The organism is Bacteroides fragilis NCTC 9343 (assembly GCF_000025985.1).
Classification (GTDB): domain Bacteria; phylum Bacteroidota; class Bacteroidia; order Bacteroidales; family Bacteroidaceae; genus Bacteroides; species Bacteroides fragilis.
The window spans coordinates 4,472,815-4,488,005 of record NC_003228.3; the positions used below are offsets into that span (position 1 = coordinate 4,472,815).

Here is a 15,191-nt window from a genome sequence, read left to right on the forward strand (position 1 = left end):
AATTAAACTTTTGGCCTCACGGCCTGATTTTAGACACTTATATTATATATAACAATAATCACCCTTAAATTCCCGTATACGAATGGGGAGTAATTACTCTTAATTCTTTTTTGATTTCTTCGTTCACATCCAATCCTTCAATAAACTCCTTGATAGAAGTTTCTGTGATAGCCTGATTCGTACGAGTCAGAGCCTTCAAGGCTTCGTACGGATGCGGGTAAGCCTCACGACGAAGAATAGTCTGGATAGCCTCAGCCACCACACTCCAGCAATTATCCAAATCACGATAGATAGCCGTTTCGTTGAGCAACAACTTGCGCAATCCTTTCAGCGAACTTTGAATAGCAATCACAATATGCCCGAACGGAGTACCTACATTACGCAGCACAGTAGAATCTGTCAAGTCGCGTTGCAAACGTGATACGGGAAGTTTCACTGCGAGGTGTTCCAGAATGGCATTGGCAATTCCGAGATTACCTTCTGCATTCTCAAAATCAATCGGATTTACTTTATGCGGCATCGCACTCGATCCCACCTCTCCGGCTTTTATCTTCTGCTTGAAATATTCCATCGAGATGTATTGCCAGAAATCACGGTTCATATCGATCATCACCGTATTGATACGCTTCATGGCATCGAAGATAGCCGACAGATTGTCGTAGTTCGAAATCTGTGTTGTATATTCCTCGCGTTCCAATCCCAGTTTCTCTGCAACAAACTGATTTCCGAATGCTTTCCAATCATATTCGGGATAAGCCACATGGTGTGCATTATAATTTCCGGTTGCACCGCCGAATTTAGCAGTTACAGGGCAAGCCTTCAAAGTAGCCAGCTGACGTTCCAGGCGATAAACAAAAACCATAATTTCCTTTCCCAAGCGAGTTGGAGATGCCGGCTGACCGTGAGTTTTGGCAAGCATCGGAATGGATTCCCATTCAGTAGCATACGTCTTCAACTGCGCAATCAGTTCTTCAATCAGCGGATAATAAACTTGCTCCAATGCTTCCTTGATAGAAAGAGGGATCGATGTATTGTTAATATCCTGCGAAGTCAGTCCAAAATGAATAAACTCTTTGTACTCTTCCAATCCACCCAACTTATCAAACTCTTCTTTCAGGAAATACTCTACGGCTTTCACATCATGGTTGGTCACACTTTCAATATCCTTGATACGCTGCGCATCGGCTTCCGTAAAATTACGGTAGATATTGCGCAATGACTCGAACACACTCTTATCAATTCCCTTCAGTTGCGGCAACGGCAGTTCGCACAAAGTAATAAAATACTCTACTTCTACCTGCACACGGTATTTAATCAACGCATATTCAGAAAAATATGCAGCTAAAGCTTCAGCCTTGCCTCTATATCGGCCGTCAATCGGAGAGATGGCCGTAAGTAAATCAAGTTTCATATTGTCGTTTAGATAATTATCAGGCTGCAAAATTAACTCTTTTTCCTGAGTTATAAGGCATAAGGGGAGAGAAAGTTTGTATAAAAGAGACTAAAATCACGATGAACGGCCAAAGGTGAACAGTCTTTAAACAATCAACGATGAACTACTTGCATTTTACCATCGTTGCAAGATAGTTCATCGTTGATCATTCATCATTCAAAAACCGTTCATCGTTTCACTCAGCCCTTAAGCTTCATCAACACCGGTGTTTTCACTGTTTTCACTTCTGTTTGAGGGGTTTCATTCAATTGTTCAAAGATAACAATCTTATTTTCACCCTTCTTCAGCCATACACCCGGAACATAGAGTGTTTGCTGAGGACCTACTTTCCAGTAACGTCCGATATTAACACCGTTCACAAAAACGATACCCTTTCCCCAGCTTTCCATATCCATAAATGTATCTCCGACTTTATCTAACGTAAAAGTCCCCTCATAAAGCACCGGACAGCCTTTCAGCTTAGCCACTTCAGACGGTACATTTTTATGTGTATCAGCTTTCAATTTGGTCAAATCGGGCATTTCGTCCATCGGCAACTGATACATATCCCATCCACCGACAATTTCCTTACCGGCTATCTGAACCGGGCTAATAATTCCCTTGGTATTATGTACGATCTCGCTACCATAATTAATGCGTCCCATATTTTCAACCAGAATCTGCAGAGTAGCATTAAACGGCACCTCTATCTCCATGGAGTAGGTCTTGGTATTCCGATTCAGCACTCCTACCTGTTCACCATCCACATAAACAACGGCATAGTCACGCAACCCCGGAATTTCAAGTGTTCCGCTAATCGGCTGATTGAAATGACGAGTATACAATACATATCCATACCCCTGATTCAATTGTTCAAAAGTCAAGGGAGTATCAGACGACACGGGTTTCTGTTTTTCTGCAAAAGCAAGTACATCCGCAACTTTATTCAATTGAATAGAAGGTATTTCGATAACAGGATTAGGAGCCGGAGCTTCAGGAATTGTATATTTAACATATTTCTTGATCACATTGCGAATCGAATCATACTTTGGAGTTACCCAGCCTGCCTCGCTAATAGGAGCATCATAATCATAACTGGTCATATCCGGCTGAATATCACGCTTCTTATCATAATTAGCACCACTCGTAAAACCAAAATTTGTACCTCCATGCACCATATAGAAGTTGAAAGAAACATCATTTTGCAGATACTTCTCGGTTTGACGAGCAATCCCGGAAGCTCCTATCTGCGGGAACGGCTCTGCCCAATGCGACAGCCAACCCGGATAAAATTCTGCAACCATATACGGACCTTTGCCGTCGTGATATTGATCAACCACTTTTTTCAAATTCTCAATATCACTTTCGCCATTCGCCGTAGGCAAAGCTCCCGGAGTAGCCCCACCCTCAAAAAGCCAACTGCCATCAGAAGTAAACAGAGGTACATTAAATCCTGCATCAGCCAACTGCTGCTTGATTTTAGCATTGTAAGCGCGATGTTCTTCCAAAGGTATATCCTTACGCTGGGCAACGTATGAACCAAATTCATTCTCACACTGCACCATTACAATCGGACCACCCTTTGTACACTGCAAACTACCGACCTCTTTATAAAGACGATCGATATACGCTTTTGTATATTTCAGAAACTCCGGATTATCTCTCCTGATTTCCATTCCTTTCACATTTTGCAACCACCAAGGATAACCACCGAATTCCCACTCGGCACAAACATAAGGACCGGGACGCAAAATAACCATCATCCCCTCTTCACCTGCGGTTTTTATAAATTCAGCCAAATTCTTGTCACCTGTAAAATCCCATTTTCCGGGCTCCGGCTCATGAAGATTCCAGAACACATAGGTAGCCACTGTATTTAACCCCATACCTTTCATCATCTGCAACCGATGACGCCAATATTGATGAGGGATACGGGCATAATGCATCTCACCGGAAAGAACAGGCGTTATCTTTCCGTTACGATAAAAATGTCCATTCTTGATTTCAAACGTAGATTTCGACTGCGAGAACACGCACAATGGCATGACAGCCAACAACAAAAGTAAAAAAAACGATTTTGTTCGCATGGTAGTATTAATAGGTTTATTGATGAAGCAAAGTAAAGAAATAAATCACTTTCCCGCCAAATTTCCCTTTGTTTTCTTTTAAAAAATAACTTGAATTAATACACCATTGTATCGGGTAAAGTACAGAAAAAGAAAATCCTTACAGAAATATTCTGCAAGGATTCCGTATAGAGTGGGCGTTGACGGATTCGAACCGCCGACCCTCTGCTTGTAAGGCAGATGCTCTGAACCAGCTGAGCTAAACGCCCGATGTATCTTTCTTCGAAGAATATATAGCAAAATTGAATCTCTTTTCAATGTGGGCGTTGACGGATTCGAACCGCCGACCCTCTGCTTGTAAGGCAGATGCTCTGAACCAGCTGAGCTAAACGCCCATATATTCTTCATTGAAAGTGTTCGGTTGTGGGCGTTGACGGATTCGAACCGCCGACCCTCTGCTTGTAAGGCAGATGCTCTGAACCAGCTGAGCTAAACGCCCTTACACTTTCTTTTCAAAAGCGATGCAAAGGTATGGCTTTTCTTGAGACCTACAAATTATTTGCGATATTTTTTTTCAAAAAGTTTTCAACTGGTATAATAACAAACTGATTTTCAATTATAAAAAACAAGCATACAGAGTCTCCCCGAACGTATGTCCGGAAATACAATGGAGGCTTGACTTACAGGATTACATCCGACACCTAATAACACGTGCAGGATTACCTACCGCCACACAATCGTCCGGTATATCCTTTGTCACCACACTGCCGGCTCCGATCACACAACGGTCACCTATCGTCACGCCGGGACAAATGACAGCCCCGCCACCAATCCAACAGTCTTCGCCAATAGTTACCGGATAAGCGTACTCTTTGGGGTTACGGCGTTCCAGATAGTCCATTGGATGATGTGGAGTATAGATTTGCACACACGGACCTATCAATGTATGACTTCCGATGGTGATGAATGCTCCGTCAAGGAACGTACAATTGGCATTCACAAATACATGCTCACCCAAACGGATGCCATCGCCATGATCACAATGAAAAGGCGGGCAAATAACGGAAGTAGCCGGAAGATCAGGTATCAATTCTTCAAGTAGTCCCCGATAAGTTTCGTCATACGTACTCAAGCACCGCATTCGTGCCAATAACTTCTTGGCATGTTCAAATCTCACCTGTAATTCAGGTGCCGACATATCCGCCAATTCACCGCTACGCATTTTTTCTATTTCTGTCATCTCGATTCATTCTGTTTTTCCGTTTGTAAATACATATTTTGTCTCGTCCGAAAGCTGTTCGTTAAATTCAAACCCTTCCCAAGCGAATGTCTTCAATTGTTCAACAGATTCTATCCGGTTCTTCAGAATATAACGAGTCATCTCGCCCCGCGACATTTTAGTATAAACCACTACCGTAGCCAATTTTCCGTTTTTCCAGACGTGAAACTCGGGAGTTATCACACGAACCTCCTTCTCAACCCGCTTCCAATCGAAAAGTCCCCGCATTTCGTCACTTGCCAGATTACAAAGCACCCCACCGGCTTTCTTGATATCTGCAATAAACCGGTCTGTAAGGATTGGCTTCCAATAATCAAACATCGTTCTGTTGCCGGGTTCAGGCAACCGTACATCTCCCTCAAGCCGGTAAGGCCTAATCATATCGAGAGGACGCAACAACCCATAGCAGAATGAGGTCAATCTCAGATGATCCTGGGCATAGCAAAAGTCTTCTTCTGAAAAGTCCTGGGGGTGAACTCTTTTAAAAACAATCCCTGTATAAGCCAACAATGCAGGCAATTCCCGTGTACCCTCCGAGTGAAAAGCCTGATAGCGTCTATAATTTTCAACAGCAATCTTAGGATTCACCTTTAACAGCCGTTCCAACTCCTCGACTGAAAATTGTGACATCTGCAGAGCAACCTCCGCTGCCTCCTTCCGGAAGCCGGGAAATGTAGTGAGAGGCGTTTTTGTCTTCGAAACGTCACTCATAGTTTTGGCACAAGATAAAAGTATCAGCATAGGCATTTTTCCTTATTTCAATGTTTCAAAGGAACAAAATTAATAGAAAAACGGCAGTATGCACTTTTTTTCTTATTTTTGTGCAGTCACTAAAACCTGAAAAACTAACATTTTACCTAAAATGAAGATTAAACGACTCTACTTACTGGGAGCCTGGCTCCTTTTGGGCGTCAGTGCTTCGGCCCAAATCACAAGTATTCAACCACAACCACAGCAGGTCCTTTCACAAGCCCGAAACCTGAGCTTACCGGACACCTATCTGATTGTTGGAGATACAGAGGCAAACACACATGCCGTCAGTGCCCTGAAAACCCTGCTTGCCGGAAAGCATTCGGATAAAAACGGGTTTCGCATCTATATCGGTGAAAAAGGGGACAAAGCTATCCGCAAATTCGCCCGACAGATTCCTAATCACAAAGAAGGCTATTATTTGGCCATCAATGATAAAGAGATTGTCTTAGCCGGCCAGGACGAAAGGGGAACTTTCTATGCCTTGCAGACGTTAGCACAGTTACTGAATGACAATCAACTTCCTGTAGTAGAAATCAAAGACTACCCTTCAGTCCGTTTCCGCGGTGTAGTCGAAGGATTTTACGGAACCCCCTGGAGCCACGAAGCCCGTCTCCGTCAGTTGAAGTTCTACGGAGAGAATAAAATGAATACCTATATCTATGGGCCTAAAGATGATCCATACCACAGTTCTCCCAACTGGCGCCTGCCATATCCCGAAAAAGAGGCCCTCCAATTACAGGAGTTGGTAAAAGTAGCCAATGAGAACGAAGTGGACTTTGTATGGGCTATTCATCCGGGACAAGACATCAAATGGAACCAGGAAGACCGCGATCTGCTACTGGCAAAATTCGAAAAAATGTACGATCTGGGAGTCCGTTCGTTCGCTGTATTCTTTGACGATATCTCGGGAGAAGGCACCAATCCGAACAAGCAAGCCGAACTGTTGAACTATATCGACGAGAAATTCGTAAAGGTAAAACCGGATGTCACTCCTTTGGTCATGTGTCCTACAGAATACAATAAAAGCTGGTCGAATCCCAAGGGAAATTATCTGACTACCTTAGGAGAAAAGCTGAACCCTTCTATCCAAATAATGTGGACGGGTGACCGTGTCATTTCTGATATAACCAAAGACGGCATAGCTTGGATCAACGCACGCATCAAACGTCCGGCGTATATTTGGTGGAACTTTCCGGTATCAGATTACGTACGCGACCATCTTTTACTCGGACCGGTCTATGGCAACGACACGCAGATTGCCGATCAGATGTCAGGCTTTGTCACCAATCCCATGGAACATGCCGAAGCATCCAAAATTGCAATTTACAGTGTAGCCGACTATGCATGGAATCCTGAAAAATACAACAGTGAACAGACATGGAAAGATGCTATCCGTACCATTCTGCCAAGTGCCGCAGACGAATTGGAATTTTTTGCAGCACATAACTCCGACTTGGGACCGAACGGACATAAATACCGTAGGGACGAATCTGTCGAATTGCAGCCGTTATCACAACGTTTTCTCGATAGCTACCTGAAAAACGGTTCATATACCGAAGCTGACTTCAACGCTTTGGAAGCAACTTTCGGAAAGATGGTAGAGTCCGGTGACATTTTGATGACCAACACAGGGAATCGTCCCCTCATTGTTGAAATGATGCCTTGGCTCCGTCAGTTTAAATTATTGGGCGAAACCGGGCAAGAAGTTCTGGCTATGGCCAAAGCTTATAAAAAAGGGGACAACTCACTCTTTATCCGGAAATACCGTCATGTGAAAGCACTGCAACAGCAAATGTTCCAGGTAGATCAAACCTATAACCAGAATCCTTACCAACCGGGTGTAAAAACAGCAACTAAAGTGATCAAACCACTGATAGATCAAACATTTACCACGGTCACCGAACGCTATAATAAGGAGCACGGTACACAATTGGATGCCGCAACAGACTATATGCCCCACAAACTGGTAAGTGACGTAGAGCAATTACGCAATCAGCCGTTACAGATCAAAACCAACCGTGTATTGGTATCACCTGCCAACGAAGTAATTAAATGGGGAGCCGGATGCACGCTGACCATCGAACTGGATCAAGCTTATCCGGGAGAAAATCTGGATATAGATTTCGGTAAACCGGACGTGGCTGCCTGGGGACAACTTGAAATTTCGGCTGATGGCAAAGAATGGCAGAAGGTCGATTTCAAACAGGAAAAGAACCGCATCACCTTGAACTTGAAACAAACACCTGTGAAAGCTGTACGTTTCAGTAATGTCGGCAATGCGGAACAAGAAGTTTACCTGCGCCGCTTCATGATTACTCTGGACAAATAGAAATTCATTAAAAACTTATCTGTGCAAAAGCCCCTTCCGATATTTTCGCTAAAATACGGAAGGGGCGCACACAAACAAAACAAACAATAATTCATCAACAGCCTTCACAGGCTATACCGATGAATATCACTAAAGATAGCATATAAAGAATATGCTCGTGAAAAAGCCGCCTTTCCAGGCTGCAGAGGATAAGATTAATCATTCAGCATGTTCATTTATCTTCGTACAAGAGCTTTCTCTTTCCTGTAATACACGAAATTTCATTTGTTGCTGTTCCCGCCAATAATAAAAACCTCCACACGAAATCTTACACAAAACAACATATTCTGTTTTACGCTTCCGCATCAGACGTAACAAAGGAGTACACAAAAACTTATCCGGTTCGGAAACACGTACCCTGATTGTTTTCTGCCCGGAAGAGACTCCATCGGGGCAAGGCAACCAGTCGATATCAAGTATGCCCAGAAGAGAATAACAATAAAAAGCAGAATGTTCATAAGCATACCATGCTCCTTCTTCCTGATACAGAAAAATACAATCAACATTCTGTGCTTCTATTTGCAATATCTCTTCTAGGGTCATACTACCGCAACGTTCTATTGAATAACTACTATCTTACGGGCTACAGTTTCCCCGCTGGAGGCGGAAGTCATCTGTACAGTCCCTCTCCTGCTCGCTCCGAAAGCTACATGCAAATAAGCATGCGAACTGTATTTGCTACTGAGCTCCGACACCATGCCGTCTCCCGGAAGAGCTCCGGGAGATGCGGCGGATGGGTGTAGAAAGAGCCAGCCGGGAGATGTCGGATTCAACACCCGTACCGTCCAGTTACGATCGGTTGAACCGACCAAATCGAGGACAAACGAATCGGTATCTTTCTGATCCGATATGATGGGATTCCAACTGACACGAACCGGCTGAGACAGATTATCACACGTCATAGTCAAGGTTGTAGCTACGGCATCATTAGCCGCTGAGGTAAAATCCCCCGTAATTTTATATTTGTTACTTCCCAAAGCCTGGGCAGACAGGTTTGTCAACCAATTACAATCGTCAGGAAGGGTCAGAACCGGCTGAATACCACGACTGGAATATACGGTACAAATATCCACACCAGTTGCCGATGTAGTCACACCTGTTTTTCCATATAGGCTGAATACATTATTAGACGATGCCATACGGTATTGACCGTCGGCCACAATACAGGGCAGATCCGTGTCTTCATCCGTCAACTCCACTTTCAAAGCATTCGAAGGTGCAGAAGCCACAGCAATATCCGGACTTTCATATCCCGGACCATTGACTCCCACCACTGTAACAATATAGCGGTGGTTGCGTACAATGTTCAAAGGACTTCCGTCATTACCGTTCATCACTACCTTATAGTAGCCCTTTTTCCCCTTATACCGGGCTGCAATCACTACTCCCATATAGTCGGAAGCCGAACAATTGCGCTCATAAATGTATAAAGATGGTTCCGCACCATTAACCCAACCCTTACGATAATCCAGATAGATTCCACCGGTAACCGGATTTGTGACAACGGGAGTATTTACTTCTCCTGTGCAATCGGTCGGAGCCAGGAAGCCATGACAGGCCCCCTGATGTACAGTAATTCCCTCGATGACAAAATCATCCAGTCCGGTATTCCCACCTCCATTACCCTTCTTCACTTGTATACATGCTGTGGAACGCAACAGTTTCACACCCTCTGCTTTCGTTACGATATTGATTCCGTTCAATGCAAAACGTCCCCACATGACCAAAGGCATTACATGGTTTAACAATGTGCTCTCTCCTTCATCCACATGTTCGAGCGAGGCTGTCTGCAAGGAAGAGATAGCCGCATTTTCTGTCATACCGGGAGTTATATCACCAAAGTTCAAGCGATCCGAAGTGCCATCAGCACTCCGACCGTTTGCAACCAGATGAATGATACGCCGTTCTGAAGTGGCATCCAAACGGACTGTGAAATTAATCCCCGTTCCGGTGATCACCAACCTGTCATTCTCTACTTTGACGCGTTCCATAAACTTTGCGTCTTTGTCGAATATCAACAAGTCTGCGTTCTTAATATCGGTATCCGTATACGGACCACCGGCACGAGTAAGAGTATTTACTGACTCCGGTTGCGGTAGGGTTACCGAAACAGCAACATCTATCTTTCCATAAGCGGGTTTCTGTTCCTCCTCTTCATGACTGCACGAGGCAAACAGAAAAGCAATCAGTATACCTATTATATATTGTATTTTCATATTATAGCGCATTTTCATTGTTTACACTAAAATCTATCTCCTCTCCCCCTGATAATTATCGGAATAAGTATTCACGATTACAGGAGTCCAGAAGGGCTTTTCTTCCGGTCGGAACGGAACCTTAACCGAATGAGACGAGCGAGTATTGGCAGGGGCAGCAGCAAGTACTGTTACAGATGCCGAATGTTTAATACGGTCATATACAATTGTTGCAACTTTTGTATACCCCCCTTGATCATACGTTCCATTACCTCCGGTAGTAGTAATAAGTACCCGATAAGTATCATTATACAACCTTTCACCACCTTCATTATAATAATTATATTTATTATAATCCCCGGTTTCAGCAGTTCCTTTAGACATTGTTCCTCCTTTATAAGCAGTCATCTCAAAAGTCATAGGAGCAGGTGCTATCCCTGAACTATACCATGTTGCATAAACATCCAATTTTATTTTTCGGGGAGAGTTTACATCGCCTTCCAATACAGGGGCATTAAAAAATGCAGTTTCTCCCTGTCCTTGACGTGCATCACCACCCCACTGTAGCAGCAGTTTGCCATTATAATTAACAGTCTGATTCTTGCTCCATCCAACGGGCTTTTTATCATAAGAAGAATTATTACTTCCATCACCAGATACATTATTACCTTGGAATTCAACCGCAATATCCACATCAGCCCTATCCCACATAAATTTAACAACAAAATAGTCAAAAGGAGGAATTGTTACAATAATATCCTGGTGTACTTTTACCGTAACCTGATAATCCGGGCAATCTGCATGATGGAAAGTTAACGATCCGTCACGGGCCTCATCAGAAGGTTCACGGTCTGTTGTCATAGTCAGCACTTGTGTTAACGGATTCCATCTCAAATCACTATGAATCCAAGACTCCCATGAATCGAAAATAATATTTCTACTACCACCCAATACAGTCACATCCTGTGAATTAGTGACTGCAGTCTGCGCTGAACCTGTTGGAGCAAGTGCATTTATTACCCCATCATCCACATGAATATAGCAGTTCACTAACGAAATCGTATCCGTATCAAGCGTTGTTTTATTCTTCACAACAATCTGACCATCTCCATAACAAGTATCAAAATCATCCGGCTTAATCGTCGAAGTACGTGTAAAGTTAACTGTGGTATTTCCTTTTACCCCATTCTGTATGTCTGAAGTCGCTTTGGGACTACTACCTAAGAATATCCAGTCACCTCCAATACTCTTAACTTCCACCGAACGTTTTTCGTGTACTTTAGGACAAAAGATAAGTTTATGTTCACTAACTTTAATCGTACCTCTATCCGGTCTTTGTGTTACCGGTATTTTCTTGGTCACATTATTGGCCTTAATGGTAATATACGAAGTACGCGGATGATTATCCACATAGCTATCCAGATCAGCAGTAATTTCCACCGCATTCCCATCCAACTTTTTCACCGAAGTAATCCACGTGGCCTCAGGTGCCTTCTCCACTGTATATTCGCGAGCATTGGTATTTACATGTATTGTATCTTTAAATGCCATCCCCACCGAAGCTTTATCCGTATAAAGTTGGGTCTGTGACAAATCAGCTTCCAACTGTGTATCCTGCCAGTTCAATATCTCAGTGGAGACATCGAGCTTTCCACCAAGGAAAATGCGTACCAACAAAATTCCGTTTACTCGTGGAACCCGAGGGATTACCACATCCGTCTTCTCAAAACGTGTTCCTCCTTCACTGGCCAGATCGACACTCAGTTTAAGATGACTGGTAGTTGTGTCGGTCGGAAGTGCATTCAGATAATCAGTTCCTTTATGAGCCGGCACAATAAACCGAAGCGTATCACTGTACTGATGACCGGCCATTGCAGTATTATTATGTATAGTAAAAGTACCGGTCATAGGCTCCGCACTCACAGTAGGATTGTTTTTATTGGGATATAACCCTCCTTCCCAGTTAAGAGTCGTAGGCACATTAGTCAATTTCATCGTGTGAGTGCCATTAATATCCAGTCCTCCGGCATCGGCTATCACGACTTTGACCAATGCAACGTTCCGTGAAAGCAATGCTGTTTCGGAAGCGACATTATCCTGACCGGCAATAACCTGCTGTCCGGTAATATAAGCCGTACGCAGCTCAGGCATAGACGGCAAACTCCCACCGGCAGAACGTGTTTCCCACATTTTCAGTGACGAACGTGCCTGTCCACGGACAGGTTGTACCAATCCACTGTTTACATCTCCGTCAGCACTGACCAATGTAATATCCCATGTCCCCGCCGCAACCGGCATAGTGAGGCGGTCTGCAGCGTAAGTCACATCCGGCACTTTCTGCCTGAATTGTCCGGCAGTAGCTCCATCTCCATCAAACAGATAGACTTGCGTATTATTGATAATGTCTGCTGAAGCTCTTGTCATCCTGAAAACCAATGAAGGATTACCATTGGTTTCCCCCGGCGATTCCCTGTCATCCGTACAAGCAAACGCCAGAAAAAGCAGCAAGCCCATCAACCCTGTATATATTCTTTTTCCTGTCATAGTTCTTTTTTCATCCATTTTCTTCTGAGCGGACAAGAATACCTTACACTCGAGATGCAAGGCATTCTTCTCCCCAAGAATCATTTTATTTCCGAATCGTAAACTCTGCCGTACGTTCTGCATCCGATACACTGATCGGCTGTGCACCTGTAGGTTGGTTTACAGATTTGATTTTCAGTTTCACCTGTTTTTCCAAAGTATCCGTGCTGAACAATACCACTCCATTCACATTGGCGGAGCTATGGTTACCGTCTCCACTGATACGTAGGTCATGCAGGTTGGTAAAGACAAAGTCTTTTCCTTCTTTTGCCGTAGCATCGGGCAATGTCACACAGTTAACAATGATATCACTACCTGTGGCATTGGTCAATAAAGCTCCGTCTGAAGCACGCAACAGCGAAACAGTGAAGAAGCCCGACACCACATTATTATTCACTCTGTGGTCACCCAATGAAGCAATGGCCAGACGTGCCGGCTGATCGACGACAATTCCACTGCAACTCAACAGTTCACCATCAAAAGCAACATTAGAACCACTCAGGCTATGTACTTTATTAAAATTCACTACCACGGTTTTAGGAAGTTCATAGCGGGTGTCCTCCAATGTCCTGACATTAAAGGATGATTTTTGCGAACCATTGGCAAATATCACTCTAGGAGTCAATCCCATATCGAAATCGAGCGCATCGGCTGTGCCTTCTCCATATATACCATCTACTATAATATTTGCCCCCGTAGCATTGGTCAAAGGAGTTCCGTCGGTTTTAAATAATCCCAGTTCATATAAAATATCTTTGGATCCCTCTTCTCCACGCTCGGTACGTACCAACTTCACAACTGCCTGCTGATCTTCGATAACCGCTTTCCCTACAGGCTTCACCAGATAACTCTGCTGAACATCCGACAATAGCAGTTCAAAGTCTTTCACGCCTTCGATCAGATCATTCGCTTTTACCGGAACCTCGATATCCTGTTTCACCAGATAGCGATCCGCCGTCCCGCGTGAAGGGGTGAAAGACAGTTTTCCCTTTACCGGAGTAAAATTATTAGCTGTTGTAGCAGATGCTTCACGAGTGGCATATCCTACACTTACAGGAACAGGAGCCCCTTCCTTTGTAGTGGCATATCCTGTCAGCGTGACAGTAAATACCGCAGTAGCCGTTCCGTTTACCGGCTTGGTTATTTTCACATCCGAAACATAGAGTCCATGTCCCAGTTTGACAAGGCGACTGCCACTGCCCAGAAAAAGTAACTCACCGGACGATGCAGTCAATGCCTGACGATAAACAGTAGGTTTATTGTCCGTCACATAACGGTCAAATTCTTTTTCACCCGTAGCAGAATACATACAAACCCGACCTTCATCCGAAGACAGCAGTAACACTTCACCGTTATTAGTTACCTTAACCTTATCAAAATTACCATCAATAGTGCGGTCAAACTCAGCTTTACCCGTCGGCAATATACGGACAAACGTTCCTCTGCGTGCATTGACATCATAAGTTGTTACCACCGATTCACCCGTAGTCCGGTTCATACCCACACCTCTCACACCTCCATTCGAGGTACCGGAATATAAAGCTGTTCCGTCATTTCTCAACAAGGCATAGTATCCTTTACTGCCACTTCCACCTACCAATATATTACCATTGCGAGCCACCTGAAGCTGATTAAGCATCACCGATCCCTGGTTGGCGGGTATCAGTGTTTTGGCAAAAACAATATCACCTTCCGGCCGTATTTTATAAATGATGCCTCCATCAGTCGATGAATTACCGGTAACAATCACCGAACCGTCATTGATATTGGCATTCATACCTGTCACGATGAACCGCTTAGCCGGAATAACAGTTACATAATAAGGCTTCCCTTTATCATCTAACCGGACCACTGTTGTCTGTTCTTTCTCCTTGTCTCCGGAGAAAGCCGCACATATATATTCAGTCGTATTGCCCAGCACCTCGAATTGATCACAATAACCACTTCCGGCATTCTTGTACTGATAAATCACTCTACCCGATTTATCCACTTTCAGAAGAATACCTTGCCGGCTATTTCCTCCTTTCGGCTCCATACCGGAAAGTATCAATGACCCGCTACGCAGCAAGGCTCCCTTCATGAGTTCACTCCCTTGTCCTCCTGCATAAATATTGGTAACAATATGACCGCTACGATCCAATATGACCGCCCGTCCGCTTAGTGTCACATTGTCTTTTCTGCCTTTTGTATTCATCACAGCAGATTGCCCGACAAGCAGGATACGGTTATCCTCCAACTCTGTCAACTCGTTAACAGCGGTAAATCCGGCCAGCGGCAATGAAAAGAGCACTTCTCCCTCTCTGCCTATCCAGGTAAGGTTATACTTCTGTCCCTCTTTACCCACCATGGCCACTTCGTCACCGGCTAAGGGACAAACCAGCTGAATCTGATTCTTATCGCCATACTTCTTATCGAAAACCACCGGCATATATTGGGCTCTCACTTGCAGACAGGCCATGATGCCCAGCAGGAACAGTATCCACACTCTATGAATTCTTGTCTTCTTCATATATCG

At 44.0% G+C, this 15,191-nt stretch carries 9 protein-coding genes and 3 tRNA genes; 1 reads left to right on the forward strand and 11 read right to left on the reverse strand.

What is annotated here, in order from left to right:
* Nucleotides 1–64: 64 nt before the first annotated feature.
* The 7 genes from purB to yaaA form a co-directional block, all read right to left on the reverse strand.
* Nucleotides 65–1,411, reverse strand: a complete 1,347-nt coding sequence (gene purB / locus BF9343_RS18330; RefSeq protein ID WP_005791759.1) for an adenylosuccinate lyase — start codon at nucleotides 1,409–1,411, stop codon at nucleotides 65–67.
* Between the two features lie 221 nt (nucleotides 1,412–1,632).
* The gene (locus BF9343_RS18335) at nucleotides 1,633–3,519 is read right to left on the reverse strand and encodes a glycoside hydrolase family 35 protein (RefSeq protein WP_010993570.1); all 1,887 of its coding nucleotides are present in this window, start codon (nucleotides 3,517–3,519) and stop codon (nucleotides 1,633–1,635) included.
* Nucleotides 3,520–3,692: 173 nt separating this feature from the next.
* Nucleotides 3,693–3,767, reverse strand: a tRNA-Val gene (locus BF9343_RS18340).
* A 51-nt stretch (nucleotides 3,768–3,818) separates the two neighbouring features.
* A tRNA-Val gene (locus BF9343_RS18345) sits at nucleotides 3,819–3,893 on the reverse strand.
* A gap of 29 nt (nucleotides 3,894–3,922) precedes the next feature.
* A tRNA-Val gene (locus BF9343_RS18350) sits at nucleotides 3,923–3,997 on the reverse strand.
* A gap of 189 nt (nucleotides 3,998–4,186) precedes the next feature.
* Complete coding sequence (locus tag BF9343_RS18355; protein ID WP_005791762.1) at nucleotides 4,187–4,738, reverse strand: sugar O-acetyltransferase; 552 nt, start codon at nucleotides 4,736–4,738, stop codon at nucleotides 4,187–4,189.
* A gap of 6 nt (nucleotides 4,739–4,744) precedes the next feature.
* Complete coding sequence (yaaA, locus tag BF9343_RS18360) at nucleotides 4,745–5,518, reverse strand: peroxide stress protein YaaA (RefSeq protein ID WP_005804200.1); 774 nt, start codon at nucleotides 5,516–5,518, stop codon at nucleotides 4,745–4,747.
* A 121-nt stretch (nucleotides 5,519–5,639) separates the two neighbouring features.
* Between yaaA and BF9343_RS18365 the strand changes: the two genes are divergently transcribed.
* A complete protein-coding gene (locus BF9343_RS18365) occupies nucleotides 5,640–7,859 on the forward strand; it encodes a beta-N-acetylglucosaminidase (protein ID WP_010993572.1) in 2,220 nt (739 codons plus the stop codon).
* A 198-nt stretch (nucleotides 7,860–8,057) separates the two neighbouring features.
* Here the strand turns inward: BF9343_RS18365 and BF9343_RS18370 are convergent, their stop codons facing one another.
* From BF9343_RS18370 to BF9343_RS18385, 4 genes are read right to left on the reverse strand one after another with little or no spacing between them, the layout of a single operon-like run.
* Nucleotides 8,058–8,441: a hypothetical protein gene (locus BF9343_RS18370; protein ID WP_005791766.1), complete on the reverse strand. Its 384-nt coding sequence runs from the start codon at nucleotides 8,439–8,441 to the stop codon at nucleotides 8,058–8,060.
* A 14-nt stretch (nucleotides 8,442–8,455) separates the two neighbouring features.
* Nucleotides 8,456–10,114 (reverse strand): FimB/Mfa2 family fimbrial subunit, encoded by a 1,659-nt coding sequence (locus BF9343_RS18375; protein WP_010993573.1) that lies wholly within the window; start codon nucleotides 10,112–10,114, stop codon nucleotides 8,456–8,458.
* Nucleotides 10,115–10,147: 33 nt separating this feature from the next.
* Entirely contained in the window at nucleotides 10,148–12,784 is a 2,637-nt protein-coding gene (locus tag BF9343_RS18380) for a BACON domain-containing protein (RefSeq protein WP_041926265.1), read from the reverse strand.
* Nucleotides 12,723–15,185, reverse strand: coding sequence for a Calx-beta domain-containing protein (locus BF9343_RS18385; RefSeq protein ID WP_008661733.1), 2,463 nt, complete (start codon nucleotides 15,183–15,185; stop codon nucleotides 12,723–12,725). The genes BF9343_RS18380 and BF9343_RS18385 overlap by 62 nt, the downstream gene beginning before the upstream one ends.
* Between the last annotated feature and the right edge of the window lie 6 nt (nucleotides 15,186–15,191).

Bases quoted from the DNA above. Each gene is read 5' to 3' on its own strand.
- purB (WP_005791759.1), bottom strand. From the start codon at position 1,411: ATGAAACTTGATTTACTTACGGCCATCTCTCCGATTGACGGCCGATAT.
- BF9343_RS18335 (WP_010993570.1), bottom strand. From the start codon at position 3,519: ATGCGAACAAAATCGTTTTTTTTACTTTTGTTGTTGGCTGTCATGCCA.
- BF9343_RS18355 (WP_005791762.1), bottom strand. From the start codon at position 4,738: ATGACAGAAATAGAAAAAATGCGTAGCGGTGAATTGGCGGATATGTCG.
- yaaA (WP_005804200.1), bottom strand. From the start codon at position 5,518: ATGCTGATACTTTTATCTTGTGCCAAAACTATGAGTGACGTTTCGAAG.
- BF9343_RS18365 (WP_010993572.1), top strand. From the start codon at position 5,640: ATGAAGATTAAACGACTCTACTTACTGGGAGCCTGGCTCCTTTTGGGC.
- BF9343_RS18370 (WP_005791766.1), bottom strand. From the start codon at position 8,441: ATGACCCTAGAAGAGATATTGCAAATAGAAGCACAGAATGTTGATTGT.
- BF9343_RS18375 (WP_010993573.1), bottom strand. From the start codon at position 10,114: ATGAAAATACAATATATAATAGGTATACTGATTGCTTTTCTGTTTGCC.
- BF9343_RS18385 (WP_008661733.1), bottom strand. From the start codon at position 15,185: ATGAAGAAGACAAGAATTCATAGAGTGTGGATACTGTTCCTGCTGGGC.